The sequence below is a fragment of the Prevotella sp. TF12-30 genome (assembly GCF_003436715.1).
Classification (GTDB): domain Bacteria; phylum Bacteroidota; class Bacteroidia; order Bacteroidales; family Bacteroidaceae; genus Prevotella; species Prevotella copri_A.
The window spans coordinates 19,749-46,738 of sequence record NZ_QSQJ01000032.1 but is presented as its reverse complement, the minus strand read 5'-3'; the positions used below and the strand labels follow the sequence as shown (position 1 = coordinate 46,738).

The following is a 26,990-nucleotide window of genomic DNA, read 5'->3' as shown; positions in this document are numbered from 1 at the left end:
TGCAATGCAATGCGGGAGAGTAGGTAGCCGCCTTCTTTTATTTATTTTAACCTCGATTACGTCCTGTAATCGAGGTTTTTTTGTTTATTCACCTTCTATTTAACATAATAAAGAGGCTCATATTTCTTGTATTTTTGGCGAACTGTATGATTGCCTGCAAATACGAAAAATATGAGCCATAAAGAAAATGCAACTATTTTGCTCTTTAGGTATAACTATATCCCTTTTGTCTTGGGTATTAATTCTCCTTGATGAATACCAATTTCTTAGGGATCTTAACCCATTTGCGATTTCGCGCAATCTTGATGCTGCTTCCTTCTTTTTGCTGGAGCTCGTAGGTGCCATCCGAGAGTATAACTAGGTCAGCAACAAGATCTTCGCTTCCATAATCATTAATAATGGAGAGGTGAGCTATCTTGCCATCTACATTCGCATCAGTGATCAGCCATTTTCTGCTATCCAGTCTATCTCCAAAGTAACCAGGCATCTCTCCAAACACTTCCTGCCCCGGAACTTTGAGATTCTTGTGGTAGAAGTCGATGCTCATATAGACGTTCAACTCCTTGTTAGTCAGTTTACCTTTGAATAAAGTACTATCGTTTTGTGCCATGCATACTATGCTGATAAGGCACAATAATGTTATTAAAAATCTTCTTTTCATATATAAAATTCTATTAACTGCACAAAGTTATTCATTTAAATCAAGAAAACATTATTTTTTTTATGATTTTAATGAGAGATATTTGTTTTTTTGCAAATATTTACCTATCTTTGCGGTGTTTTATTGATATTTATATGGAAAAGAACAGATTATTTCCAGATTATATATTTGAGTCTAGCTGGGAAGTGTGTAACAAAGTTGGTGGTATATACACTGTTTTGTCGACACGAGCTTTGACTCTTACGGAAAAGTTACAGGACCGACTCATATTTATTGGTCCTGATTGTTGGGGAGAGAAGGTAAATCCTTATTTCTCTGAGGATGATACGCTTTATGCGGAGTGGAAAACAGAAGCTCTTAAAGAGGGCTTGAATGTAAAGGTAGGTAGATGGCAAATCCCTGGCGAGCCTGTGGCAGTCTTGGTAGATTTCCAACCTTATTTTGAACAGAAAGACCAAATCTATGGCCAGCTTTGGAATGATTATCAAGTGGATAGTCTTCATGCTTATGGTGATTATGATGAGGCATCCATGTTCTCTTATGCTGCTGCATTGGTTGTAGAAAGTTTCTATAAGCATGTTGTGGGCAAGGGTAAGAAGGTTATTTATCATGGAAATGAATGGATGACCGGTCTTGGCGTGCTCTATGTGAATAAGTATTTGCCAGAAGTTGCTACTGTATTTACTACACATGCTACTAGCATTGGTCGCAGTATTGCAGGTAATAATAAGCCTCTCTATGACTATCTTTTTGACTATAATGGCGATCAGATGGCACAGGAGCTCAATATGCAGAGCAAACATTCAATTGAAAAGCAAACCGCAAAGTATGTTGATTGCTTTACTACGGTAAGTGATATTACAGCCAATGAGTGTAAGGAACTCTTGGATAAGCCTGTTGACTTTGTATTACCTAACGGATTTGATAATAGTTTTGTACCTAAAGCTTCTGCATTCACCAAGAAACGTAAGGAGGCAAGAAAGCGTTTGCTCGATGTAGCTAATGCATTGATGGGTACCGACTTGGACGATGATACACTTATTGTTTCCACCAGTGGTCGTTACGAGTTCCGCAACAAGGGCATTGATGTCTATATCGAGGCGATGAACCGTTTGCTTCGCGATAGCAATTTGAAGAAGAATGTTTTGGCATTCATCGATGTACCTGGTTGGGTTGGTGATCCACGTCAGGATCTTCTGGAGCGTTTGGAAAGTGGCAAGAAGTTTGATACTCCACTTGAAGTTCCAGAGATTACCCATTGGTTGCACAATATGAGTCATGACAATGTCTTGGGTATGTTGAAGTACTTCAATATGCATAATAACAAGGAAGACAAGGTTAAGTTGATATTCTTGCCTTGCTATTTGACAGGAGATGATGGTATCATCAACAAGAGTTATTATGATGTAGTTTTGGGTAATGATCTCTGCATCTATCCTTCTTATTATGAGCCATGGGGTTATACTCCATTAGAGGCTGTTGCATTCAAGGTGCCATGTATCACCACCGACTTGGCTGGCTTTGGTCTTTGGGCGAACTCAGAGAAGGGAAGTTATAGCGAGATAGAGGATGGTGTGAAGGTAATCAAGCGTACCGATTACAATTACTCAGAGGTCGCTGATGCTATCAAGGATACTGTAGCCAAGTATTCTGGTATGACCAAGACTCAGGTGAACAAGTGCCGCAAGAATGCCGAGAAACTCTCTGAGAAGGCATTGTGGAAGCATTTCATCGAGTATTATTACGATGCCTATGACTTCGCATTGCGTAAGGCAGAGAATCGTATGAAGCAATAAGAATTCTCTCTCTTAATAGGGAGAAATCACAATATAATTAATGAGATATAAATAGTTTAATATAAATCGAAACACAATGAAAATTAAAGCAGACTATGCTAATGCTCCTCAATGGAAGGAGACTACTATTAAGTCTAGCCTTCCTAAGGAATTGAAGTGCTTGGACGAGATTGCTCACAATATGTGGTGGGCATGGAACTATGAGGGTCGTGACTTGTTTAAGAGTCTCGATGCTGATTTGTACGAGAAATGCAACGCTAACCCAGTATTGCTTTTGGAGCGTTTGAGCTACGATCGTAAGGAGGCTATTGTTAAGGATAAGGAGACAATGGCTAAGGTTAAGAACGTCTACAAGATGTTCCGTGAGTATATGGATGTGAAGCCAAACTCAAAGCGTCCTTCTGTAGCATACTTCTGCATGGAGTATGGTATCAACCAGGTGGTTAAAATCTACTCTGGTGGTCTTGGTATGCTTGCTGGTGACTACTTGAAGGAGGCATCTGATAGCAACGTGGATATGTGTGCCGTTGGTTTCCTCTACAGATATGGTTATTTCAAGCAGTCTTTGAGCATGGATGGTCAGCAGATTGCCAATTATGATGCTCAGAACTTTAATTCTCTTCCATTGGAACGTGTTCTGGATGAGAATGGCAACCCTGTTGTTATTGATGTACCTTATACAAACTATCAGGTTCACGCTTATGTATGGCAGATGAACGTAGGTCGTATCAAGTTGTATCTCCTGGATACAGATAATGATATGAACTCAGAGTTCGACCGTCCTATCACTCACTCACTCTATGGTGGTGACTGGGAGAATCGCTTGAAGCAGGAAATCTTGCTTGGTATCGGTGGTATCTTGACTTTGAAGAAACTCGGCATCAAGAAGGAGATTTATCACTGCAATGAGGGTCATGCTGCACTCTGCAACCTGCAGCGTCTCTGCGATTACATCGAGGAGGATGGCTTGAACTTCAACCAGGCTCTCGAGCTGGTTCGTGCTTCTTCTCTCTATACTGTTCATACTCCAGTTCCTGCTGGTCACGACTATTTCGACGAGGCTCTCTTCGGCAAGTATATGGGCGGCTATCCACAGCGCCTCGGCATCTCTTGGGATGAGTTCATCGGTATGGGTCGTGAGAATGCAGACGATCACAACGAGCGTTTCTGTCTCTCTACCTTCGCTTGCAATACTTGTCAGGAGGTTAACGGCGTAAGTAAGCTCCATGGTTGGGTAAGCCAGCAGATGTTCTCTAACATCTGGAAGGGTTACTTCCCAGAGGAGAACCACGTAGGTTATGTAACCAATGGTGTTCACTTCCCAACTTGGACAGCAACAGAGTGGCGTAAGCTCTATGATACATATTTCGACAAGAACTTCATGAACGACCAGAGCAACGAGGAAATCTGGCATGCTATCTACAATGTTTCAGATGCAGAAATCTGGAATACCCGTATGACATTGAAGAAGAAGCTCGTAGCTTACATCCGTGAGAAGTTCACACAGACATGGTTGAAGAACCAGGGTGATCCTGCTCGTGTAGTATCTTTGCTCGAGCGTATCAATCCTAACGCTCTGATGATCGGTTTCTGCCGTCGTTTCGCTACATACAAGCGTGCTCATTTGCTCTTCACCGACTTGGATCGCTTGGCTAAGATCGTTAACGACCCAGAGCACCCAGTATTGTTCTTCTTCTCTGGTAAGGCTCACCCAGCTGATGGTGCTGGTCAGGGCTTGATTAAGAGAATCTTCGAAATCAGCCAGCGTCCTGAGTTCCTTGGCAAGATTATCTTCCTCGAGGACTACGATATGACTTTGGCTCGTCGCCTGGTTTCAGGTGTTGATATCTGGATGAATACTCCTACACGTCCATTGGAGGCTTCTGGTACATCTGGCGAGAAGGCTGAGATGAACGGTGTTGTCAACCTCTCTGTACTTGATGGTTGGTGGGTAGAAGGTTACCGCGAGGGTGCTGGTTGGGCTCTTCCTGAGAAGCGTACATACCAGAACCAGGGTTACCAGGATCAGCTTGATGCTGCTACTATCTACAACCTCTTGGAGAACGACATCATCCCAATGTACTATAACAAGAACAAGGAAGGCTTCAGCAAGGAGTGGATCCAGGTAGTAAAGAACTCTATCGCTACTATCGCTCCTCACTATACTATGAAGCGTCAGTTGGATGACTACTATGATAAGTTCTACAACAAGGAGGCTGCCCGCTTCAAGAAGTTGAGTGCTAACGACAATGCTTTGGCTAAGGAGATTGCACTCTGGAAGGAAAGCGTTGCTGAGCGTTGGGATGGTATCCACGTAGTATCTAAGGATGACAGCAAGTTGATGGCTGCTGAGACAGGTCAGAAGATCAAGGTTCAGTATGTTATCGATGAGCAGGGGTTGAACGATGCAGTAGGCTTGGAGCTTGTTGTATTGAAGGATCAGCCTGAGGATGGCAAGCAGATTTATGCTGTTTATCCATTCAAGATGGTTGGTCATGAGGGCAACAACTTTACATTCGAGGCTGAGATTGAGCCAATCAATGCTGGTTCATTCAAGACAGGTGTTCGTATGTATCCTAAGAATGAGAAGTTGCCACATCGTCAGGACTTCTGCTACGTTAAGTGGTTGGACTAATAGGATAGCGGATTTCTATTCGTATCATATAAATATAATGAATCCTGCAGCTCGTATAGAGGTGCAGGATTTTTTTTGTTTTTTTCTCGGATTAGAAAGAAAACCGGGTATTCTTTGTAATCAGAAAATAGAAGAAGAATCAGAAAATAAACAAAAGAAAAGGAGCCTTCCCGCTCAAGAAGAGTAGGGAAGGCTCCTTTTTTTGTTTATATATAATAATGTGGGAATTATTATACGAGATACTGAGAAGAAATACTCTCGTTGTCCTCTACGCGGCGGATAGTCTCAGCAAACATATCAGCGATGGTGAGCTGCTTAACCTTGTCGCAACGCTTGGTGTAAGGGATTGAATCTGTGAAAACAATCTCCTCGAGAGCAGAATTCTGTACGCGTTCCGAAGCAGGACCACTCATTACGCAGTGAGAAGCACAAGCGCGAACAGTCTTAGCACCAGCCTGCTTCATAATATCAGCAGCCTTTGTGATAGTACCTGCGGTATCAACCATGTCATCGATGATGACTACGTTCTTGTCCTTTACATCACCAATGATCTGCATGCTGGCAACTACATTTGCACGAGCACGAGTCTTGTTGCAAAGTACGAGAGGGCAACCGAAGTACTTGGCATAAGTGTTGGCACGCTTAGAACCGCCTACGTCTGGAGAAGCAATTACCATATCCTCGAGGTGCAAGCTCTGCAGGTATGGCAAGATAACGCCAGAAGCATAGAGGTGATCTACTGGAACATCGAAGAAGCCCTGAATCTGGTCTGCATGGAGGTCCATAGTGATGAGGCGGTCGATTCCGGCAACGCTAAGCAAGTCGGCAACCAATTTAGCACCGATGCTGACACGTGGCTTGTCCTTACGGTCCTGACGAGCCCAACCGAAGTAAGGCACAACAGCGATGATGTGGCGAGCTGATGCACGCTTGGCAGCATCGATCATCAAAAGTAACTCCATCAAGTTGTCTGAATTAGGGAAGGTACTCTGCACGAGGAATACGTCGCGACCGCGGATAGATTCCTCGAAAGAAACGCCAAACTCACCATCAGAAAACTTGGTTACTACCAAATTACCCAGTGGGCAACCTAAACTAGCGCAGATTTTCTCTGCAAGGTATCTCGAGTTAGTACCTGAGAATACCAAATAAGAGTTCTTGTCACTCATTTCCTTTAGTGTTTACGTGTATTAATAGTTATGTATTATTCTAGATGATATATATATGAATCATTGCGAACTGGTTTTTAGCTGATAGCTTTTCTCAGTCTTTCGAAATGCTGAATCAGCTCCTTGAAGTCAGTCTCATTATGGATATCAAAGCGGTTCCAGATGTCTCCGCAGATTACCACGCCTCCAAATCCCAGGTCTTTGGCCATTTTGAGATTTTCCAGGCTCATGCCTCCCAGGGCGTATACCTTTTTGTCTATGAGACCAGCCTTTGCAGCCATCTCTAACTGCTGTGTAGAGAATGAGGATTTCTCGTCCTTGAATTCGATGCAGTCGAATATGTTTTTCAGAAAAACATAGTTTGACTTCTTCTTCATCTCCTTCAGCTTTAATAGGTCAGTACAGGTGCGGCTGTATTTGCCCTTGTAGCCATCAGGGACAGGAGCAAGAGGATCATCGATGTGTATTCCCGCCAAGTCGTATTCCTGCTTGAGGTAATAATGGTCGTGAACCGTAACCTTGCGTCGGTAGTCTTCTGGCAATAAAGTGAGCAAGCGCTCAGAGTATATGGGCGATGAACCTGGCTTGAAGAGATGCAGGTTGTCCATCCCCTCGTCGAACAGCGAGGTGAGTATTTTATCTTCCTCCACAAAGAATGTGGACTTGGTCATTATTGCTAATTTCATTGTCAAAATGCATTTTATACTGCAAAAGTATTAAAAATTTCGCAATCCTGCAATTATATCGGGATAAAAAGCTATCTTTGCACCATAAAATTAATATTTATCAAGAAATGAGAGTAAATTTATCGACTTTTTGTGAGATTCACACCCCAATTTATGTTTTGGAGGAGGAGAGACTGAGACGCAACCTGAGTCTTATCAAAAGTGTGGCAGAACGTGCCGATGTGGAGATTATTCTTGCCTTCAAGGCTTATGCCCTGTGGAAGACTTTTCCGATTTTCAGAGAGTACATTCATTCTACTACGGCGAGTTCTTTGAGTGAGGCGAAACTGGCTTTCGAGAAGTTTGGAAGTCCGGCGCATACATTTTCGCCGGCTTATACGGATTATGAGATTGATGAGATAGCCCGCTGTTCGAGTCATCTTTCGTTCAACTCGCTTTCTCAGTATGAGCGTTATCATGAGCGTGCCCGATTGGCAAATCCGGAAATCAAGTACGGATTGAGAGTGAATCCTGAATATTCTGAGGTGGAAACCTTATTGTATAATCCATGTGCTCCGGGAACCAGATTTGGCGTATCGGCAGATAAGTTGCCGGAAACCTTGCCTTCCGACATAGAGGGATTCCATTGTCATTGCCATTGCGAGAGTGGGGCGGATGTCTTCGAACGCACATTGGCACATATCGAGGAAAAGTTTGCCAAATGGTTCCCGCAGTTGAAGTGGATTAACTTTGGAGGTGGTCACTTGATGACTCGCAAGGATTATGATGTTTTACACCTTATTAATATATTAAAGGGATTTCATGCCCGTTATCCTCATCTGAAGGTTATCCTGGAGCCTGGTAGTGCCTTTGGATGGCAAACTGGTCCGTTGGTAACCCAGGTAGTAGATGTGGTAGAAGATAAAGGTATCAAGACTGCGATTATCAACGCCAGTTTTACCTGCCACATGCCAGATTGTCTCGAAATGCCATATATGCCGGCAGTGAGAAATGCTGAAACTTTGGAGGTTGAAGACCCGATGAAGGCTCCGGAGGGCGAACATATATATAGAATAGGTGGCAATAGTTGCCTGAGTGGTGACTTCATGGGGTACTGGAAATTCGATCATGAGCTGGAAATTGGCGAAAATGTCATCTTTGAAGACATGCTCCACTACACCACAGTGAAGACAAATACCTTTAATGGCATCACTCATCCGGCTATCGGAATCGTACATTTGGACGGAAATTTGGAAATTTTGCGTGAATTTGGATATGAGGACTATCGCGACAGGATGGATTGATGACTGGTTATTTGATGAAGTTTGTCCCTAAAATGGACGAATCATGCTTGAAATACGCCTAAAAATGCACGTTTTTCCTCTAAAATGAAGAAAAATGTGCATTTTTTATAAAAAAAACGCTGAAAAATTTGGTGGGTTCAAAAAAATGTAGTACTTTTGCACTCGCATTCAGAGGAACGCTCCTATGAAAGTTAGGAAATAAGCGGAAATAGCTCAGTTGGTAGAGCACAACCTTGCCAAGGTTGGGGTCGCGGGTCCGAGTCCCGTTTTCCGCTCCATTCTTTTACATATCTAGTTAGAAGGGGTGTGTATTTTTGAGCCCAAGTGGCGGAATTGGTAGACGCGCACGTTTCAGGTGCGTGTGTTTCACAACGTGCAGGTTCGAGTCCTGTCTTGGGCACTGATGTTCAAAATGGCATCTAAATGTTGGAGAGGTGGCGGAATTGGTAGACGCGCTACTTTGAGGGGGTAGTGACAATTGTGTCGTGGGAGTTCGAGTCTCCTCCTCTTCACTTCTTGAAGTTGTACAAGCGGAAATAGCTCAGTTGGTAGAGCACAACCTTGCCAAGGTTGGGGTCGCGGGTCCGAGTCCCGTTTTCCGCTCGAACATTTTGGACAACATGTCATTCTGTATTAGGTATGGAATTTCAAGGTAATGGAGAGGTGGCGGAATTGGTAGACGCGCTACTTTGAGGGGGTAGTGACAATTGTGTCGTGGGAGTTCGAGTCTCCTCCTCTTCACCATTTTCATTATTTTTGTTAGGCGGAAATAGCTCAGTTGGTAGAGCACAACCTTGCCAAGGTTGGGGTCGCGGGTCCGAGTCCCGTTTTCCGCTCTATTTTATTTGAAAATAGAGAAACATACCTATTATGAATTTATATTTAAGATATTTCGATCAGGAGACATTAGTAAATAATGTCGATGAAGCAATAGATTTTTTGAAAGGTATCCCGGAAATTGGTATGGATGCTGAGCTAGAGGCAGATATTAGAGATTACGCCGCTAGCGATGTTTGCTATCCTAAACGTTATAAAGTTCGTCCTCGTATTTATTTCATAGTTATCAAGACGGCTGCTGCTACGATGCAGGATTTCAAGGATAAGAAGGCCTTGCGTTCGTCTGCGCCTGCAGAACGCCAGGAGAATCCTGTAATGCTGAATCTAACACAGGAGTTGGCTGGCTGGTACGAGGGATCTTTGGATTTCAAGCGTGTTGTGATGGTGCCTGCTACGGGAAAGTTTGAATACCGAGATACTCACTTCGTGGCTCATGTAAAGGCTATGTCGGGGTTGGATTGCTACACTCGTATTGTAGAGCACTTGAAGGAGAGAGTTGACTCTCGTAGTCAGTTCCCTTCAGCTAAGGGTAAGAATTTCCATTTCCGCTATCTGGGAATGTGGAAGTAAAAAGATAATTATTAGGAAACTATGAATAAGGTAATGTTGATTGGTAATGTGGGCAAGGAACCTGTTGTGCATTATTATGATGCAGATCAGGCGGTAGCCCAAGTGTCTTTTGCGACAACGGAGAAAGGTTACACCCTGGCTAATGGTATGCAAGTACCAGATCATACCGATTGGCATAACCTCGTGTTCTTCCGTGGTCTTGCAAAGGTGGTGGAGAAGTATGTACACAAGGGCGACCGACTCTATGTGGAAGGCCGGATCCGCTATCGACTCTATGATGACAAGCAGGGTAAGCGACATAATATCACCGAGATATACGTTGATAATATGGAGATGCTGACCTCGCGGGCGGGAGCTTCTGCTCCAACTTCAGCTCCTGCTTCATCAACCCCATCTCCTGCAGAGACTACTGAGAACAAAGATTTACCATTTTAAATTTTAAGCTCAGAAATTGGATATATCGACCATAACGGATGCTTTTAGTGATGTGCTGCTCTTGCAGCCATCTACTGGTGTTTTTGTAGCTGCTATATTGGCAGCTATCCTGCTTGGTATGTCAGCTTTTGCCAGTGGTTCCGAAATCGCTTTTTTTAGTTTATCACCAGCGGATGTTGCGGAACTGGAGGACGAGAAAACTGACTGTGACAAGAAAATTCAGATGTTGCGTGAGGATTCAGAACGTACATTGGCTACCATTCTGATAACCAATAACTTTGTGAATGTCACCATCATCATGCTCCTCAATTATGTTTTTGCCGGAATCGTGGAGTTTGGTCCTAAGGCTTATTGGCTTCAGTTCCTTATCATCACGGTAATCCTTACATTCTTGCTTTTGCTCTTCGGAGAGATTATGCCTAAGGTTTATGCCCGACAGGATCCTCTCAAGTTTTGCCGTAGATGTGTGGGCGGCATTATGTTTGCACGCAAGGTGTTCTGGGCATTGGAGAATGTACTGCTGAAGAGTGGAATCGTTGCTGAAAAGATTATACAGAAAGAGAATCATGTCCTGAGTGTGGATGATTTGGAACAGGCTCTGGAACTCACCGACAAGGAAGATATCAAGGACGAGCAGAGCATGCTGAAGGGTATCATCCGATTTGGCGATGAAACTGCCAAGGAGGTGATGACTACTCGTCAGAACATCGTTGACCTGGATATTCGCAGTACCTATCCTGAGGTGTTGAAGTGTATTGTAGAGAACAACTACAGCCGTATTCCTGTTTATCAGGATAATACGGATAATATCCGTGGTGTGTTGTATATCAAGGACTTGTTGCCTCATCTGACGAAGACATCCAACTTCCGTTGGCAGAGTTTGATTCGTCCTCCTTACTTCGTTCCTGAAACCAAGAAGATAGATGATCTGCTTCGTGAGTTCCAGGAGAATAAGGTTCATATCGCCATTGTGGTAGATGAGTTTGGCGGTACTTCCGGTATCGTAACCCTGGAGGATATCCTGGAGGAAATCGTTGGCGAGATCAATGATGAATATGATGAGGAGGAGAAGTTCTATTCGAAATTAAATTATAATACATTTATCTTCGAAGGCAAGACCTTGCTTTCAGACTTCTGCAAGATTCTGAATGTAGATGACGAAGAGTTCGAGGAGGTTGAGGGCGATGCAGATTCTCTGGCTGGTCTGCTCTTGGAAATCAAGGGTGATTTCCCAAGTATGCACGAGAAGATAGATTATAAGAACTATACTTTTGAGGTGATGAATATCGAGGAGCGTCGCATCAGCAAGATTAAGGTGACGGTACATCCGGTAAGAAACGAAGAGGAGAATTCCTCCAAGTAGTTCATCCTCCTTATATTTGTAATATTTTGATTATATAGTATGGCAGTTGTCAATATACGAGAAGTTTATCCGGGAGTGAGTCTGGGCTTATGGCAGATGGATGAGACTGTAGAACAGTTGGTTGAAGCATATCCACTTCTGCAGGCTTACCGTTCCCAGATGGAAGAGAAATATAAGAACGATGGCAGGAAACTGGAGTTTCTTGCCATTCGTGCATTAATGTATGAGATGCTCAAGACGAACGGAGCTTCCAAGGGCTTGCTTTCTCATGCGGGTGACATTACTCACAACGAGGCTGGAAAGCCATTGTTCCGTGGTTATCATATCAGCGTTTCGCATACCAAGGGTTATGCTGCGCTTATCCTTTCCAAGAATCAGGAAGTGGCGGTGGATATCGAATACTTCAGCGATAGGGTAGAGCGCATCGCTTCCAAATTCCTGCGAAAGGATGAGAAGGCGGAAGATCTGGATGCCAAGCTGGTGCATTGGTGTGCCAAGGAAACGGTCTTCAAGTTATTCTCAGAGGAAAAACTGATGTTTGAGGATATGCGGGTAAAGCCATTTGATACGATGGCAGACTGGTCGTGTGATGTGGAGAATCTCAAGAGCAGAAAGACGGCGCATGTGGATTTCGAATTAACCATGGAGTTTGTTCTTACCTATGCTGCGTTGTAGTATCCTGACCATCTTCCTGGCATTCAGTCTGTTGGCTGGAGCACAGGATTGGAAAGTAGTGAGAGAGAATTCTCAGAAGGCTTTTCCTAATACAGTGGCTGCGGGCAACTACAGCGGCATTGCTCATCTGTATGATGATATCTATGCGGTGGTAAGCGACAAGTCGGATAGTGCTCTGTATTTCAACTTCCGAATTCAGGTGAATCCCAAGACCGGCGAACTGGAACAGGTAGAGAACCTGGGTTTTACCGAGAGAACAGATGGAACGCTGAACGACGGCAAGCCTTGGCAGGGGCTGGAGAAGGGATTTGACCATGAAGCCATCGTGAAGGTTTCTGATTCTACCTTGGTGATAGCAAGCGAAGGATATTGCCGTTTAAAGGAGTATCCTATTCTGCCTATTTCGGCGGATACTGCCAAGGTTGGCTATCGGCAGAACCTTTGGGAAAGCAGATGGGCTTCATCTGATTTTTATCCTAATTATAATTTTGAGTCTCTGGCTTTTGATTCCGTCCATCAGTATCTCTGGACAATACCTGAGAGCACGCTTCGCAAGGACGGACAGCCTGCTACTCCTCAAAACGGATTGACCAACCAGCTTCGTTTGATGAGGCTTGATTGGGGAAAGATGAAGGAAGATAGTAACAAGGAAGAGTATAGCGAGCAAGTGAATAGCAAGAAAGACTCTCGTTATATGACTACCTATGCCTATCAGATGGATCAACCTTCTACCCATAAGAAAGCAGATATCTATGTGATGGGTGTGAGTGAGCTTTGTGCCTTGCCCGATGGACAGCTTCTGGTTCTGGAGCGTGAGGCATTTATTCCTAAGATCAAGATAGGTGCTTTCTGCAAGTGCAAGCTCTATCTGATCAATCCTTTGAATTCTGAGGAGTTTTCTATGAAAGAGAAGTTTTCATCAGATACTCCTTTCTTGAAAAAGAGATTGCTCACGGAATGGAAAACCGGCTTGTCTCTTTCCAAGCGTTCCTTTGCCAATTACGAAGGTATGTGTCTTGGTCCTATGCTGGAAGATGGTTCCCAGGTTGTCATCCTGCTGTCTGATTCGCAGGATCAATATGCTGGAGTATTGAAAGACTGGTTCAAGACGATAGTCATCAGAAAGGAATAAAGTTGTTATGTTGTAATCTTCAATCTCATCCATAACCATCTAGGAATGAGTCGCCAGAGGAAGACGAGGATATCATATCTCCAGTCTATCACCTTAACTTCCTTTCCGTTTTCGATAGCATTCACTATATGTTTCGCCACGTCTTCCGATTTGAGCTGCAGTGGATAGCTGCTGCCTGCGATGAGGTCGGTCTTTACGAAACCTGGTCGGATATCTGTAATGGCGATGGGGAGATGACGCATCCGTGCCTGCTGCGACAGGCATTCCAGATAATGGTTCTGGAATCGCTTGGTGGCAGAGTAGGCAGGGGCTGCACCGAGACCTTTGGTTCCGGCGATGGAAGTGATGCAGGCAATGCGGAAATTCTGATAGGCATGGTTTGACTTCTTCTTACTTTCAGGAACAGAAAACTTACTCTTATTGGTAGGAGTAGAAGACTGGGCGGCAAACCAGTTGAATGCCGTATCCACCATTCTTGTGAATCCCAAGCCGTTTGTTTCCACGGTCTTCAATTCCTTTTCTATATCCAGCGTATTATTCTGCCAGCCAATGCCTGAACTATGGAAATACAAGTCCATGCCTCCCAACTTATCGATGAGTTCCTGAAGTTGGGCAGGAGCATCGGGAGAAGTTACGTCTATTTGCTGATAGCAGGTAATGCCGCCCTGCGAAATCAGAGCCTGCAATCTTTCGATTCTTCTTCCGGCTATTCCTACCTGCCATCCTTTTGCTGCAAGCAGTTTCGCCACTTCCATTCCGATGCCCGATGTGGCACCCATTACAATTGCTTTCTTTTCCATATTGTCTTATTATATAAGGTGAAATCTTGATATTCCTATTTTATAAAGGTGAAGTCTTGATAGTTCTTATTTTTATATAAGGTGAAGTTTTGTCTAACTCTATCTAAGCATTTAAATCGCTTTTACTCTTCAGCAGGTCTTCCGCCTTCTTCACGCTTCCAGCTTTCAGAATCAGTTGCTTTACTTCTTCGTAATCCGTATATTCCGGATTGCGTTCCATGAAGATGCGGCAGGCACGGTCGATGAGTTTATGATTGATGAGCTTGGCGTTCACCATCTTGTTGCCTTCCACTCGTCCTTGACGAATCTGAAGAGAAGTACTGATCATATCCAGAATCATCTTCTGCGATGAACCGGCTTTCATGCGGGTACTTCCCGTTACGAACTCCGGTCCCGTGATGACTTCTACAGGATAATCAGCAGCCTGGGCGATGGGAGCGTGGGGATTGTTGACGATGCATCCCGTAGGAATACCTGCCTCCTTGCAATGCTTCAGGATGGCGAGTACAAAGGGAGTAGTGCCACTTGCCGAGAAGCCCAGCACGAAATCTTGCCTTGAGATATGCTTGTCGCAGAGCTGATGCCAGCCATTCTCCAGGTCGTCTTCTCTTGATTCCCTGGTTTGTGTAAGGCAGCCGATGCCTCCGGGGAAGATGGCCTGTATCTGTGAACCGTCAATACCATAGGTGTTCTGCACCTCGATGGTATCGAGCGTAGCAAGTCTTCCGCCCGTTCCGCAACCGGCATAGAAGAGCCTTCCGCCCTTCTTCAGCTGCCCTTCGATGGCGGAAATCAGTTGGTTGATGGCAGGCAATGCTTCTTCTATTGCCAGAGCCACCTTCTTGTTTTCTGCATTGATATGAGCGGTGAGTTCATCCACGCTCATCTTTTCCAGATGCTCGTAGAGTGAGCTTTGCTCAGTTATTCTTTTATCTACTTTGTTTAACATATTACCAAAATCTTTAGATTGTAGAATGTCTTGGAGTATCCTATGTATAATTGCTGATCATATTTTATAGCCATCGTTCTCTTCTTTCTGTTTAGCGATACAAAGGTAATCTTTTATTCTTAAACTACCAAATAAAAATGGCACTAATATGGATGAGTGGTGGGTGCAAAGGTACTACTTTTTTGAATCCACCCAATTTTAGGGGGATAAATTTGCTGAAAATATTTAAGGTAGATAATAAATCTCCTTTCACGGAATGCGGATTGTGTTGAAAATGAGAGAGTTAAGTGTGAAAGGAAAAACCTCTTTATTTTGAGATGATAATTGATGGCTAAGCTTAAATTTGGCGATGTGCCTTGCTTTTAATGAGTATGGTATAGGTGGGGCAAGGATCTGGTATAGTCAATAATAGATGTTTTGATAATGAATAATGAGCGTCTTGATAGTAAATAGCAGGTATTTTGATAATGAATAGTGGGTGTCTTTGTTATGAATGTTGGGATGAAGCATAGTAACTAGAAGGATGAGGGATAGATATTGGCAGGCGAAAAGAGGCGATTTATCGGCTGGATGACTAAGGTCGTCTATATGGATGACTCGGGTCATCTATATGGCTCACTCCCGTCATCTATATGGATGACCCGGGTCATCCGATACAAAGAAGCCTTTTCTATTCCTTTTGTGATAGTTGCTTTCTCCTTTAGACTAAGTTGCCTTCTCCTTATATTAATAGTCCTTTCGGCTGATTATTATTGTTGTTTCAGCTCAAGGTAAATGGTGCGGTGGTAAGCGCAGTTGGTTCTTTTGTCGTTTCCCATGATAGCCGTAGTACTGGGGTGTTGAATTCTCCTTTCACACTTAAGTGATTGACTATAAGTATATTCTGGTGTTTGTGAAAGGAGAATAAAATTATAATTGCTGTTTTTGAGAAGCTATTTCTGAAGGTTAGTTTATGTTGAATCGGCTCAAAATACCATTGTATATTCAAGTTTCGCAAGTTCAGAAGTTAAAGAAGTTATCGCTCGTTGCGGTCGCAGAGGAGTTAAGACTTTAGTATATTACATCCACACGCTTTTGCAGTTGCCCCTCTATCTAATATCTTAAAATATGCGTTTGGGGAGTTTTTTATCTCGGTGATCTCTATGGCTTCATCTGCTTTTACGGTTAATTATCTGTAAATAAACAATCCAATAGAGTTGTAATCAAATAAAAATATGTACTTTTGTAGCCGAATAGCGTATTTAAAAGAGATCCGATGGCTTATCGGAGAACAGATAGAAAGAGTAATATTCAGAATAGCTTATGAATAAAGAAAAAGACGATTTCTTCCTCCATTCCAACGAGGTGAATCATATCAACAGAGAAGATTACGAGAAGATTGAATTATTGGTGAATGCGGCAAAGGCCTTTGCCCGCAGCACCTACCAGTGCGTCTATATCATCGACTATTTTCATCAGGACTTCATCTATGCATCAGATAACCTCGCTTATCTCTGCGGATTGGAACCGGAGCAGTTGATGGACGCAGGCTATCAGATGTATATAGACCATGTTCCGGATGCTGACCTGCAGATGCTGCTCGAAGTGAACAAGAAAGGTTTTGATCTTTTCAATGAATTGCCTGTGGGCGACCGTCTGGACTATACCATCTCGTACGATTTTCATCTTACCAATGGCAGACATAGCCGATTGATTCATCATCACCTTACTCCGATACTTCTTTCTGATGATGGAAGAATCTGGCTTGCCCTCTGCACCGTATCATTGGCAGCAACCGATGAACCGGGGCATATCATCATGCAGAAGAATGGTGAGCGTAGCTATTTTGAATATTCCACATTGCGCCATAAGTGGGAAAAGAAAGAAGGCATAACCTTGAGCGAGACTGAGAGAGATGTTTTGAGATTGTCTGCCCAAGGTTACACGATGAATGATATTGCCGACCGACTATGCAAGTCGGTGGATACGATAAAGGCTTGCAAGCGCAACCTTTTCGCCAAGATGGGCGTGAAGAACATTGCCGAGGCGCTGTTTCATGCCACGAACTATCAGATGATATAATCGCAATCATATCTCTTCCAACAATGGCGAGAGATAGAACTTGGGGAAGTATTTCACCTCCTTGCCTTCCGCAAGGTTTGCGAGAATGTTGGCACAATAGCCGGCGGCTATGTATGCCCCGATGCCCAGTTGCGGGAAAGATTCCTCAGAATAGTGCCTGATGGCTTCATCCACCCAAGGCACAGGCATCTGCCAGAACATTCCATACTGAGAGATATACTTGCCCAGTGAGCAACGGAAATCATCCGAACCTTTTTTCACTACTTCGCTGAATGGATAGCCTTTCGATTTCTCTACAGCGAGAAAGGCAGCCTTGCCAAGATTGACGGCATGGATAACGGGGATGCCCTGCTCCTTGCATTTCTCATCGAAAGCAAAAGAGGCTTCGTTGTCATGCAAGGTTGCATTCACCGCATATCGGATGCCCGACAAGTCGCATGCATCCACATCTTCCATCGTCAGCGTATCCTTTTCTATGCGATAGATTTGAAATCTATCTTCCTGCCGAGGGCTTTCATGGAAGTCATGGTGCAAGGCACAGGAAGCTATCAAGCCTCCCATGTCTGCGCCACTAATCAACAATTTTATTGGGTTGTTCATTTATAGAGAGATTTATTGTCATTACACCATTACCGGATGCTGCAGACAGATTACATTCTGTTCTTCTGGCTTTCTCCAGCACCCGTACCCTTATATTTGCTTCTTGTTGTGTTGAACTTATACCGTACAGTAAGCGAAACTTTGCTTGTTGACAGTCCATCATACACCATTTCCTTTATTTTGCCAAAATGAGCAATCATGTGGCTATCGTTTGTCCCGAACAAATCATAGATGAAGAGCTGAAACGACAAACGGTCTTTCAAGAAAGCCTTATATGCAGAAACATTCGTGCAAAACATTGGCTTGTACAGATACTGATTCTCTTCATGGCCTTTCGTGATATACGACATCATCAACGTAAACATTCCCAATTTGGTGTTGAGCGTATTGTCAAAACGGAAAGAAGCCATTGGCTTGTTGAGCGCTTTTCCATCGTGCGTCTCCATATCAAACCATTGCTTGTCAACGGATGCGGTAAACGAAGGATACCAAATGCCAAACGAAGGGCGCAAGTTGATGGATGCCTCTACGTCATTATACGAATTCCCATTCAAAGGCTTCAACAAGCCTATTGCAGGATTATCCTTATAAGTCTCCACTGTTGACATAATTGGATGTGAAGTATGACTGTAGGTCATGTCGAAAGTCAACCACTTGTAAGCCAATTCGTAGTTGAGATTTTTGCTTATCTCAGACACTAAGAATGGATTTCCCGTTTCATACGTGTAGCGGTTGTCATACTGTATGCCGCTGCGTAAATTTTGATAGGAAGGGCGATTGATGTCGGCTGCATAGCTCAGCTGCATCTGTACATTGCCCACAGGCAGCGACACGCTGAGCGATGGGAACCAATTGCCGTACGACTTGCTTTGCTCTGGCACATACTTGCCATACTCATAGTAATTGAAGTCGATGTACTCGTATCTCAATCCTGCCTCCATGCTCACGTTTCCGAAATCTCTTGAATAGGTCAAGAATGAAGAAGTCATGCTTTCTGTAATACGGCTGTCATCATCCGACACAAAGTTGGTTGGCACAACCTGATACTTTGAGGTACGATGGGTGTTAGAATATTCGCCACCCAAAGACAATTCACCACCTAATAATGGATAAGAAAGAACCAGCTTGGAAGCGAGCAAATGATAGTTCTTGTTAGTCAAGCTATGAACCGTCTGGCTTTGTGCATTCATCCCCACTTCCTGGTATTGCTCTTTGGTAACATCGTTCTGGTATTCCTTCGACCATAGCCAGTCGGTATTGAAGTCGATGCCGAGTTTGCCAATCTTTCCCACATAGTAAATGTTGCTTGAAAGATTATTCTTCTGCCAAAAGAAATCAGCATGACTATCAGAACTTTCAGACAATTCTTCGTCTTGCAATATAGAAGAACTCATATCGCCGTTCCATGTTTGTTTTGGATTTCTTAGAAAACCAAAGTTGGCACCTATAGAGTTATTGGCATCCAACTGGTAGCTGGCATCCAATCGAAAGTTCATGGCTTCGATAATACCTACTTGTCTTATCTCACTTTTCTGGTTCCACGTCTTGTCAAGATAAGTCTTCTGCTGTAAGTCTTTGTTATCGGGTTGGTATTGCTTTGCTCCAAAGGCGTATGCGCCCAGCTCTAATCCATTTTTGCGATAGTTCATATTCAGCCTGCCATATCCTCCAATGTTCTTTTTCTCGTCGTACGATCCTTCTGTTGTAGCGTCAAATCCGAAGCCCTCGCCTTGTATCTTCTTCGTTGTGATACGGATGACCGCCTTGGTGCTGGCTGCGTAACGAGCACCAGGGTTAGTGATGACTTCCACCGACTTGATGTTATCGGAATGCAAACGGTCCAGCTCGCTCTTGTCTCTCATCTGTCGTCCATTGATATAGATAACAGGCTCACCACGTCCGAATACCTTGATGCTGCCATTTTGGGCAGAAACGTTAGGGATGCGGTCGAGCAGGTGTTCCATGGTTCCTGCCTTCTCAAGAACAGAGCCGACAATGGTTGTTGTCATTCCGCCATTCTTCAGGATAGTCTTAGGCAGAGATGATTTCACGACTACTTCGCCGAGCATCTTGCTGTCTTCTTCCATCTTGATGATGCCCACATTCTCGCCCTCGCAATCCTTGCAGATTGTCTTATAGCCTACGGATGTCACCTTGATGATTCCGCCGTTGCAGGAAGAGTCGATGACAAAGCTGCCATCCGCTCCACTCACTGCGCCCTTGACGAAAGCCGAGTCTGTTCTATTCAATAATACTACATTGGCAAACGCCAAAGGTTCTCCCTTGGTATTCATCACCTTGCCGGTGATATTCTGCGCCATCATCGGAGTCATAGCCGAGAGGTACAACACTGTGGTAAAAATTACTTTTTCCTTCATATTGCTACAGTTTTGCTTGATTCATTTATTTTTCTGCTGCAAAAGTATAGCTTTATAGGAAAAAGCCTTTGACACAAAAGTGTATTTCTCAAGAGTGCGGCTTAAGAATTACACTTTTGTGTATAAAAAGAAAGGATAAATAGCGTTTGGTGATAGATTTTTGATGAATTTACCTTATTTTTTCATCACCAAATCAGCGAGCACGATGGCGGATTCCTTCTCATCCCTCGGTGCATCCTTTGACTTCCATGCCACGATGAAGCGGATTCGGGCAGCGGTTACCTTGTAACCTTTCAACTCCCATTTGCCTAGTTTCTCTTTCATCTTGATGGAGAGCTGGGCTATGTCTCTGCCTGTTGATGGGAGACAGAGGCAATGGTCGTGATAGGTTAGCGGCATACCGCTTCTCAGGCAAAGGATAGCATCCTTGTGAGGCTTGGAGAAGCCCAGGTTTACATCCTTGTGTGAGAGCTGAAGTACTATTTCTTTGGGCTCATCGTAGGCTTGGGCATCATAGAGATGCTGGGCACTTTTCAGACTGTCGAAGAGATTGCCGTTGGTGTGGATGGCAAGCGTACGCTTGGCACGGGTCATGCCCACATAGTATCGGCGCAGTATGTCATCTGTAGGATGCTCGGGATGGGTAATGAGCATCAGTACATGGTCGAACTCATGGCCTTTTGCCTTGTGGATGGTGCTGACCACGATGTCTGATTTCGAGATGTCACAGAAGTCTTCTACTGATGATTCGAACACGAACTCCCTCAGGTCGCTGTAGTACTTGGCACGATTGGTCTGCTCAAATATCTGTAGGCTGCGGCGCAGGTATGGCAATGCCTGGCTGGTGGCATACTTTTGGAATGTCTGCTGCTTAGCTGCTTCCCAAATATCATCAGGGATGATAGGGGATTTCGTCTCCTTGATGCCTTGGTCTATCTTCTTCAAGAAATATCTTACCTCTGCCAGATTCCAGAAGCGCAAGCCGTCCATTGATTGCACCAGCTTGGCCTTGATGCCATGACTGTGAAGAAGAGCCAGCATGATGACAGCCTCCTCATTGGTCTGCGTGAGGATACTGATAGTTTCGTTCTTCTTGCGGGAAGAAGCATCGGCTTTTTTTGAAGCGTTACTTCTTAGTAATCGCGTAACATCTTCAAGAATAGGCTGATACATATAAACCTTTTTCTTCTGAATCTCGTATGGATGCTTCACGATTCTTACCTCTCCATCTTCTTGACTCATGGAGATGATAGGGGTAGATTTGATTCGTTGGCGGATGTTACGGGCGAAGTCGTTGGCAGCATCCACAATATGGCGAAGGCTGCGGTAATTCTCGGTCATCTCAATGAAACGGCTGTGCTCTGTCTGGGTCAGTTCATAGAGATACTGTGAGTTGGAACCCCTAAACTCATAGATGTTCTGGTCATCATCGCCTACGGCTATCACCCTCATCTCTTCGTTGGCTTTCATTAGAGCTGTGACTAGAGCATAGTCATCCTTGCTCATGTCTTGCGCCTCATCGATCACGAGCACGGTCTTGCTGATGCGATTGGGTTCCACTTCTCCATTGTTGATCATTTCGGCAGCTTGCTTAACCACATCTCCAGCTTCATCCAGATTGCCAACCCTACCTAACAGGTCGAAGCAGTAAGAATGGAAGGTTTTGATTTCTACGAAATGGGCGGCATTGCCGATGAGTTGCATCAGTCGCTGCTTGAACTCGGTAGCGGCTGCACGCGAGAAAGTGAGCATCAGAAGTTGTTCGTGCTTTACATCTTCCAACAGCAGGAGAGAGGCAAGCTTATGCACGAGCACACGTGTCTTGCCGCTGCCAGGACCGGCAGCGACTACGATGCAGCGAGACTCATGGTCGTCGATGATTTCCTTCTGTCGCTTGGATAGCATTCCGAAGAGTTGTTTGTACTTCGAAGGTGTTACGTTGCGCTCTATCTCAGTCTCCCGGTTGCCCTTAAAGTACTTTAAGATGAAGCGGTGGTAGTCCATCTGGAAATAATCCTGCACATATTGAAGGGCGGCATCATAATCCCTTACCATCAGGTTGGCATATTCGCCCACGATGTGAATCTGCTGAATCTTCTGTTTGTAGAACTCATTGAGCATGCGATAATCCTCCTGCTTATAGCGCAGTCGGAGTTCCTTGGTACGCTTAATTGCCATTGCATTGTAGAGTACCAGGAATCCTCCTTCCAGCTTCATGGCTCCTATCTTGGAGAGATAGAGCAAGGCTTCCTCTACGTCTTCCAACTGCAGGGAAGAGAAGTCGGAGAAGAGTGACTGGTTGCTGGATTTCAGATCGTTCAGAAGTTCAACTACCGAGAATTGGAGAGGCTTCTCTCTTGAATTCTCTCTTGAATTCTCTTTTGAATTATCTCTAGAGCCAGAGGCTTTTCCTAAACCTTTTTCTTCAGAAGGATTCTTTTCTTCAGAAGAGCTATTGTTGCTCTCTTCCTCTGCCAGGCTGTATAGTCTTTCGATGATGAATCGGCAAACCTCAATTCGTCTTTCGAATCGCTTGATGATGGTCTCTATATCCTTGTCTCTTGTTACGATGAGATTGCGACCACCATCTTCCTTCTTGTGCGCATATCCCTTCACTGCCAGGAAGTATAGCAGTGTGCGGATTTTCTTTTCGGTTGAAGTGTTGATGCCGTCATGTACGGCATTGTCATTGAGTTGCTTGTATGTGATGTGCAGCGCTTCATCCGGGATATGTTCCAGAATGTATCTTTCCAGTTTGGCGAAGTTCTCCAGCATCTGCTGAGGCTTGCGTTGCTTGTCGCTGATGTCTTGCAGATAGGCAGAGATGTCACGGGTATCGGCAAGGATGCCTTCCTGTCGCATTCTGTCAACGGAGGAGATGACGTCTCGCTTACTGAGTCCTAGGATGTCGGCGAGGTAATCGATGCGGGATTCTGCCTCGCTATCCTGTGCCTTGGCTATATGCTTCTGGGTGATAAGCGACTTGATGATGCGGATGGCATTCTGCATCTCATCTTCCGAGAACAGGGGTGATTCGGTGAGGCGCAGTCTTGCCTCGTCCATGTTCTTGACGGTGATACCTGTGGCATAGACGTGCGGAATATTGTTGCCACGCTCTATGTATCCGCTCTGTTCTAGAGCAGATAGGGCGGTGCGGACACGGGTTTCTATGTCGGATACCGAGTCATCCCAACCGGCTTGACGGGCTATCTCCAGTGCCGAACAACTTACGTGTGGACGCTGCTTGGTAAGAACTTTGATGGTATTCCATACCTGTTGTATCTCGCTGATGCTCAGCTTGGTTTGATTGAGCAGGATGAAGTGCTTATCTAAGTCCTCGTCGCTATAGAGTACATAGCATTTGGCATTGAGGTGTGGATCTCTTCCTGCACGTCCAGCCTCCTGTACATAGTTCTCCAGAGAGTCGGAGATGTCGTAGTGGATAACCAGCCCCACATCGCTCTTATCTACTCCCATGCCGAAGGCGGAGGTGGCAACGATGATTCTAATCTTATCGCTCATGAAGGCATCCTGATTGTGTATCTTCTCATCAGCATCCATCTTGCCATTATAGGGCAGGGCGGATATACCGTCACGTGTCAGTTTTTGGGCGAGTTGCCGGGTTCGCTTGGTGCGGGATACGTAGATGATGGTTGGGCAATCTGCCTGCTCTACCAGCGAGCGCAGTAGATTGTATTTGTTGCCGTCACTATCTACGTGGATAACGGAATAGTGCAGGTTGGTACGTGAGGCTGATGAGGCGAAGAGCTGGAGATCGGTGCCCAGCCAATGCTTGAAGTAGTCGCAGATGTCCTGCACCACCTTCTGTTTTGCTGTGGCGGTGAAGCAGGATACAGGTATCAGGGTATGACCATGATTGCGGTCCATAGCGTCCTTGCCAAACTTGTGTTCCTGATATTTCTTGATAAACTTGCCGATGTATAGGTAATCCACCCGGAAGTCTTGTCCCCATGCAGAGAAGCAGTGAGCTTCATCAATGACGAATCTCACCACATGCCGTGCCATCAGGATGCGCTCGATGGTCTTGGAGCGCAACATCTCTGGTGCTATATATAATAAGGTGGCATCTCCGCTCAGAACTCGTTCGATGGCTAGAGAGCGGGAGATAGGGTCGAGGAGACCATTGATGGTTACGGCATCGGTGAAGCCACGGTCTGCGAGGTTATCTACCTGGTCTTTCATCAATGATTGCAAGGGCGAGATAACCACCGTGAGTCCATGTACGGTTCTGCCATCCATCAGGGCTGGCAACTGGAAGGTGAGCGACTTGCCGCCACCCGTAGGAAATATCGCCAATAGTGACTTGCCATCCACAGCAGCCTGCGATGCCTGTTCCTGCAGCGGTTCGCCGTCATAGGTACGGAAGGCATCATAGCCGAAGAGCTGTTTCAGGTTGTGATGAATGTCGAGCATGCGGTTGCAATACTCGCAGCCATCGGTGCATTGGGTATGGCAGAGCATATAGATGATATGTTCTACTTCGGGATAATGGCAGAGTACCCAACCTGGGGTAACAGATTGGTAATCGTCTGTGCCTATGAGAGCCAAGGCGTATGCCAAGCCGCAAGGCGACTGGGCTGCAAGAGCCGGAATGTCGGCATGGGCGCAAATATGATTCTTGTATTCAGAAAAAATGAATTCTGAAACGCCTATCATTGCGTCATCCTTTTCGATGGCTCCCACATACATCAGGAATCCTTTGAATTCCTCTTCATGCTGGAGCAGCAAGGTGAAGATTTTCCTTTTCCTTTCTGATAATTGATTCCATGCAGCGATTTCATCCATCAACAGCTCCTTGGCTTTCTCGCAGTCATTGACAGGATTGTTCATCTGCTCGCTCATCAATTTGTCGTCCTTTACCAGATGATGGTAAGGGCGCTTGGGGAAGAGGAGCGGGGAGAGATAGAGGGTATCTATCAGTATGCCGTTGAGTTGGAGATAGCGGGCATCGTGATGAATGAGGTTATGACCGCAGATATAGTCAACCTTTCCTTCTTGCAGGAACTTGTTCAGTGCCGTCTGTGATGCTTGGTGAAAGGTGGCTCCGTCATAACTTAATGCCCCGATATCGTGTATTTTATGGTCTTTCAGTCCCACTTCTGTATCCACGAAGGCAATGTTCCTGCTTCTGGCATCTTTCTTCCTGATGTCAGAGCTTACGGTGAGATTGTTTTTCCTTCCAAAGAGGCGACTGAATATTGACATAATAAACTTTTCTTTTTTGCTTTTTAGATGTATCAGAAAGCTGTCTTATCTATGCATAGACCATACCTTCCTCTATGATGTCGCAGACAGATATTTTTATCTTATGCTTTTTCGATTATCCAATTATCGATATTCCCAGTTTTACTGTCGAAGTTGATGCCGACCTTGGTTATTGGCTTGCCGCTTAGCGCAAATCGTTTGTGATAGTTCTTCAGGTTGATTTGCTGCATTGCAGACTTCGCACTCTTGTCTAACTTAATCTCCAACAGGAAAAGGTCTGTATGGGTGAGCAATACGATGTCAACTCTGCCGTTGGGTGTATGAACTTCAACGTCCACCTGATAGTCTGTAAGCAGAGAGAATATGATGAAGAGCATTTGCTGGTAATGTCCCTCATAATGAGCGTTGTTGCAGTAAGGAACGGTTCCCAGAAATGTCTGGAGTAAGGTTAATGCCTCCTCCATATTCTGCTTATCCAATGCCTGTGCGATACGACGGGCTGTATTGGTTGTTGCAAGTGTATTTTGTGTGACGTATGATGGAATCAGTGCCTTGGTCAGTCCCATTTTCACCTCCTTGTTAGGAACATCAAGAACGTAATAGTTGTAGTCTTCATGATATTCCTTGATTGTGATATATCCACTTTGGTAAAGCAGCGGCATGATGGTTGGCATATTCTCCGTAGGAGCATCAAACTCGCTGGCATCAGCCTCCACTCGGGTGATGACATCTGTAGGAACTACCTGATATTTGCGCATCATATTGATGAGATAAGTTGGAGTGCCGGAAGTAAACCAATAGGATCCGAACTTGTTTTCAGCAAAGCAATTCAGCAGGCTATATGGATTGAAGATATCGGGTGAGAATCTTGTAAAATGATAGCCGTCATAATTCTCTTTCAACTTGTCGATTACTTGCTCTTTCGTTATGTTTCTTCTTCGGGCAAGCTCCTTAATATCTTCCGACATCTGCGTCAGAAGTTCTTCTTTGGTGATGCCACAGATACCAGCATAATCATCATTCATGGATATGTTGGTGATGTTGTTCAGTTCGCTGAAGATGCTGACTTGCGAGAACTTGGTGATGCCCGTCAGGAAGACAAAGCGCAGTTTAGCTTCGCTGTATTTCAAAGGACTGAAAAAGTTGCGCATGATATTGCGCAAGGTATCCAACTGTTCTTGCTCGTGAACCACATCCAGCATGGGCGCATCATATTCATCAATAAGTACGACTACCTGTTTTCCGGATTTCTCGTATGCAGTATTGATCAGTTCTGTCAATCGGTTATTGGCATCAATTTGTGGCTGTGTGATACCCCATTTCTTTTCTTCTGTTTCCAGTATGAATGCGAGATATCTCTCCAGCTGTTCTTTATTCATGTGTTTGCCTCCGCTCAAATCAAAGTGGAGCACAGGATATTCTGTCCACTCCTTTTCCAGCTTTTCGATGGCAAGACCATTGAATAAGTCTTTCTTGCCTTCAAAGTAACTATGGAGGGTGGTGAGAAACAGGGATTTTCCAAAGCGGCGTGGACGTCCCAAGAAGAAATAGGTACCGCTGGTGTGCGTCAGGCGGTAAACGTATTCCGTCTTGTCGATATAGAGCTTGTTTTCCTTGCGGATTCGCTCGAAAGTCTGTATGCCTAATGGATATAACTTAAGTGCCATAATCTTCGATGTTTATATTTCCACCGCAAATTTACAATTAATATTTGATATATGCAAATAATCAAGC

The 26,990-nt window shown here is 44.6% G+C and carries 18 protein-coding genes and 6 tRNA genes; 15 read left to right on the top strand and 9 right to left on the bottom strand.

Annotated elements, in window-relative coordinates; genetic code table 11:
- Window positions 1-238: 238 nt before the first annotated feature.
- A complete protein-coding gene (locus DXD25_RS11720; protein ID WP_117663662.1) occupies window positions 239-661 on the bottom strand; it encodes a hypothetical protein in 423 nt (140 codons plus the stop codon).
- A 134-nt stretch (window positions 662-795) separates the two neighbouring features.
- On the opposite strand from DXD25_RS11720, the gene DXD25_RS11715 reads away from it, so the two are divergent.
- Entirely contained in the window at window positions 796-2,457 is a 1,662-nt protein-coding gene (locus DXD25_RS11715) for a glycogen/starch synthase (protein WP_117663664.1), read from the top strand.
- Between the two features lie 76 nt (window positions 2,458-2,533).
- Window positions 2,534-5,092: an alpha-glucan family phosphorylase gene (gene glgP, locus DXD25_RS11710; RefSeq protein WP_117663661.1), complete on the top strand. Its 2,559-nt coding sequence runs from the start codon at window positions 2,534-2,536 to the stop codon at window positions 5,090-5,092.
- A 230-nt stretch (window positions 5,093-5,322) separates the two neighbouring features.
- Here glgP and DXD25_RS11705 read toward each other — a convergent pair whose 3' ends face one another.
- Window positions 5,323-6,261, bottom strand: a complete 939-nt coding sequence (locus DXD25_RS11705; protein ID WP_117663660.1) for a ribose-phosphate pyrophosphokinase — start codon at window positions 6,259-6,261, stop codon at window positions 5,323-5,325.
- A 77-nt stretch (window positions 6,262-6,338) separates the two neighbouring features.
- Window positions 6,339-6,947, bottom strand: coding sequence for a thiamine phosphate synthase (locus DXD25_RS11700; RefSeq protein ID WP_089544501.1), 609 nt, complete (start codon window positions 6,945-6,947; stop codon window positions 6,339-6,341).
- A 107-nt stretch (window positions 6,948-7,054) separates the two neighbouring features.
- Here DXD25_RS11700 and nspC point away from each other — a divergent pair, with 107 nt between their 5' ends.
- From nspC to DXD25_RS11640, 12 genes are all read left to right on the top strand, one after another.
- A complete protein-coding gene (gene nspC, locus DXD25_RS11695; RefSeq protein ID WP_089544502.1) occupies window positions 7,055-8,230 on the top strand; it encodes a carboxynorspermidine decarboxylase in 1,176 nt (391 codons plus the stop codon).
- A gap of 202 nt (window positions 8,231-8,432) precedes the next feature.
- Window positions 8,433-8,508, top strand: a tRNA-Gly gene (locus DXD25_RS11690).
- 40 nt (window positions 8,509-8,548) lie between these two features.
- Window positions 8,549-8,630, top strand: a tRNA-Leu gene (locus DXD25_RS11685).
- Window positions 8,631-8,658: 28 nt separating this feature from the next.
- Window positions 8,659-8,742 (top strand) — tRNA-Leu (locus tag DXD25_RS11680).
- Between the two features lie 18 nt (window positions 8,743-8,760).
- Window positions 8,761-8,833 (top strand) — tRNA-Gly (locus DXD25_RS11675).
- Window positions 8,834-8,887: 54 nt separating this feature from the next.
- A tRNA-Leu gene (locus DXD25_RS11670) sits at window positions 8,888-8,974 on the top strand.
- A 19-nt stretch (window positions 8,975-8,993) separates the two neighbouring features.
- Window positions 8,994-9,066, top strand: a tRNA-Gly gene (locus tag DXD25_RS11665).
- Window positions 9,067-9,100: 34 nt separating this feature from the next.
- A complete protein-coding gene (locus DXD25_RS11660; RefSeq protein ID WP_089544503.1) occupies window positions 9,101-9,637 on the top strand; it encodes a hypothetical protein in 537 nt (178 codons plus the stop codon).
- A 21-nt stretch (window positions 9,638-9,658) separates the two neighbouring features.
- Entirely contained in the window at window positions 9,659-10,072 is a 414-nt protein-coding gene (locus DXD25_RS11655; protein WP_117663659.1) for a single-stranded DNA-binding protein, read from the top strand.
- 16 nt (window positions 10,073-10,088) lie between these two features.
- Window positions 10,089-11,435, top strand: coding sequence for a gliding motility-associated protein GldE (gene gldE, locus DXD25_RS11650; RefSeq protein WP_117663658.1), 1,347 nt, complete (start codon window positions 10,089-10,091; stop codon window positions 11,433-11,435).
- Window positions 11,436-11,474: 39 nt separating this feature from the next.
- Window positions 11,475-12,110 carry a 4'-phosphopantetheinyl transferase family protein gene (locus DXD25_RS11645; protein ID WP_117663657.1) on the top strand — a complete coding sequence of 212 codons (636 nt, stop codon included), beginning with the start codon at window positions 11,475-11,477 and terminating at the stop codon, window positions 12,108-12,110.
- Window positions 12,097-13,242, top strand: a complete 1,146-nt coding sequence (locus DXD25_RS11640) for an esterase-like activity of phytase family protein (protein WP_117663656.1) — start codon at window positions 12,097-12,099, stop codon at window positions 13,240-13,242. Before DXD25_RS11645 ends, DXD25_RS11640 begins: the two co-directional genes overlap by 14 nt.
- Before the next feature lie 5 nt (window positions 13,243-13,247).
- Here DXD25_RS11640 and DXD25_RS11635 read toward each other — a convergent pair whose 3' ends face one another.
- Both DXD25_RS11635 and DXD25_RS11630 read right to left on the bottom strand, forming a co-directional pair.
- Window positions 13,248-14,042 (bottom strand): SDR family oxidoreductase, encoded by a 795-nt coding sequence (locus DXD25_RS11635; RefSeq protein ID WP_117663655.1) that lies wholly within the window; start codon window positions 14,040-14,042, stop codon window positions 13,248-13,250.
- A gap of 103 nt (window positions 14,043-14,145) precedes the next feature.
- The gene (locus DXD25_RS11630; RefSeq protein WP_117663654.1) at window positions 14,146-14,991 is read right to left on the bottom strand and encodes an N-acetylmuramic acid 6-phosphate etherase; all 846 of its coding nucleotides are present in this window, start codon (window positions 14,989-14,991) and stop codon (window positions 14,146-14,148) included.
- 1,302 nt (window positions 14,992-16,293) lie between these two features.
- On the opposite strand from DXD25_RS11630, the gene DXD25_RS11625 reads away from it, so the two are divergent.
- Complete coding sequence (locus DXD25_RS11625) at window positions 16,294-17,052, top strand: helix-turn-helix transcriptional regulator (protein WP_117663653.1); 759 nt, start codon at window positions 16,294-16,296, stop codon at window positions 17,050-17,052.
- 6 nt (window positions 17,053-17,058) lie between these two features.
- On the opposite strand, the gene DXD25_RS11620 is transcribed toward DXD25_RS11625, so the two are convergent.
- The 4 genes from DXD25_RS11620 to DXD25_RS11605 all read right to left on the bottom strand — a co-directional run bounded on the left by DXD25_RS11620 (window position 17,059) and on the right by DXD25_RS11605 (window position 26,923).
- On the bottom strand, window positions 17,059-17,652 hold the full coding sequence (locus DXD25_RS11620) for a hypothetical protein (protein ID WP_147327903.1): 594 nt from the start codon (window positions 17,650-17,652) through the stop codon (window positions 17,059-17,061).
- Window positions 17,653-17,702: 50 nt separating this feature from the next.
- Entirely contained in the window at window positions 17,703-20,030 is a 2,328-nt protein-coding gene (locus DXD25_RS11615; protein WP_117663651.1) for a TonB-dependent receptor domain-containing protein, read from the bottom strand.
- A gap of 174 nt (window positions 20,031-20,204) precedes the next feature.
- Complete coding sequence (locus tag DXD25_RS11610) at window positions 20,205-25,256, bottom strand: RecQ family ATP-dependent DNA helicase (RefSeq protein ID WP_117663650.1); 5,052 nt, start codon at window positions 25,254-25,256, stop codon at window positions 20,205-20,207.
- 101 nt (window positions 25,257-25,357) lie between these two features.
- Entirely contained in the window at window positions 25,358-26,923 is a 1,566-nt protein-coding gene (locus DXD25_RS11605; protein WP_117663649.1) for an ATP-binding protein, read from the bottom strand.
- Between the last annotated feature and the right edge of the window lie 67 nt (window positions 26,924-26,990).

Coding starts and splice junctions, on each gene's coding strand:
- DXD25_RS11720 (WP_117663662.1), bottom strand. CDS start 661: ATGAAAAGAAGATTTTTAATAACATTATTGTGCCTTATCAGCATAGTA.
- DXD25_RS11715 (WP_117663664.1), top strand. CDS start 796: ATGGAAAAGAACAGATTATTTCCAGATTATATATTTGAGTCTAGCTGG.
- glgP (WP_117663661.1), top strand. CDS start 2,534: ATGAAAATTAAAGCAGACTATGCTAATGCTCCTCAATGGAAGGAGACT.
- DXD25_RS11705 (WP_117663660.1), bottom strand. CDS start 6,261: ATGAGTGACAAGAACTCTTATTTGGTATTCTCAGGTACTAACTCGAGA.
- DXD25_RS11700 (WP_089544501.1), bottom strand. CDS start 6,947: ATGAAATTAGCAATAATGACCAAGTCCACATTCTTTGTGGAGGAAGAT.
- nspC (WP_089544502.1), top strand. CDS start 7,055: ATGAGAGTAAATTTATCGACTTTTTGTGAGATTCACACCCCAATTTAT.
- DXD25_RS11660 (WP_089544503.1), top strand. CDS start 9,101: ATGAATTTATATTTAAGATATTTCGATCAGGAGACATTAGTAAATAAT.
- DXD25_RS11655 (WP_117663659.1), top strand. CDS start 9,659: ATGAATAAGGTAATGTTGATTGGTAATGTGGGCAAGGAACCTGTTGTG.
- DXD25_RS11645 (WP_117663657.1), top strand. CDS start 11,475: ATGGCAGTTGTCAATATACGAGAAGTTTATCCGGGAGTGAGTCTGGGC.
- DXD25_RS11640 (WP_117663656.1), top strand. CDS start 12,097: ATGCTGCGTTGTAGTATCCTGACCATCTTCCTGGCATTCAGTCTGTTG.
- DXD25_RS11635 (WP_117663655.1), bottom strand. CDS start 14,042: ATGGAAAAGAAAGCAATTGTAATGGGTGCCACATCGGGCATCGGAATG.
- DXD25_RS11630 (WP_117663654.1), bottom strand. CDS start 14,991: ATGTTAAACAAAGTAGATAAAAGAATAACTGAGCAAAGCTCACTCTAC.
- DXD25_RS11625 (WP_117663653.1), top strand. CDS start 16,294: ATGAATAAAGAAAAAGACGATTTCTTCCTCCATTCCAACGAGGTGAAT.
- DXD25_RS11620 (WP_147327903.1), bottom strand. CDS start 17,652: ATGAACAACCCAATAAAATTGTTGATTAGTGGCGCAGACATGGGAGGC.
- DXD25_RS11615 (WP_117663651.1), bottom strand. CDS start 20,030: ATGAAGGAAAAAGTAATTTTTACCACAGTGTTGTACCTCTCGGCTATG.
- DXD25_RS11610 (WP_117663650.1), bottom strand. CDS start 25,256: ATGTCAATATTCAGTCGCCTCTTTGGAAGGAAAAACAATCTCACCGTA.
- DXD25_RS11605 (WP_117663649.1), bottom strand. CDS start 26,923: ATGGCACTTAAGTTATATCCATTAGGCATACAGACTTTCGAGCGAATC.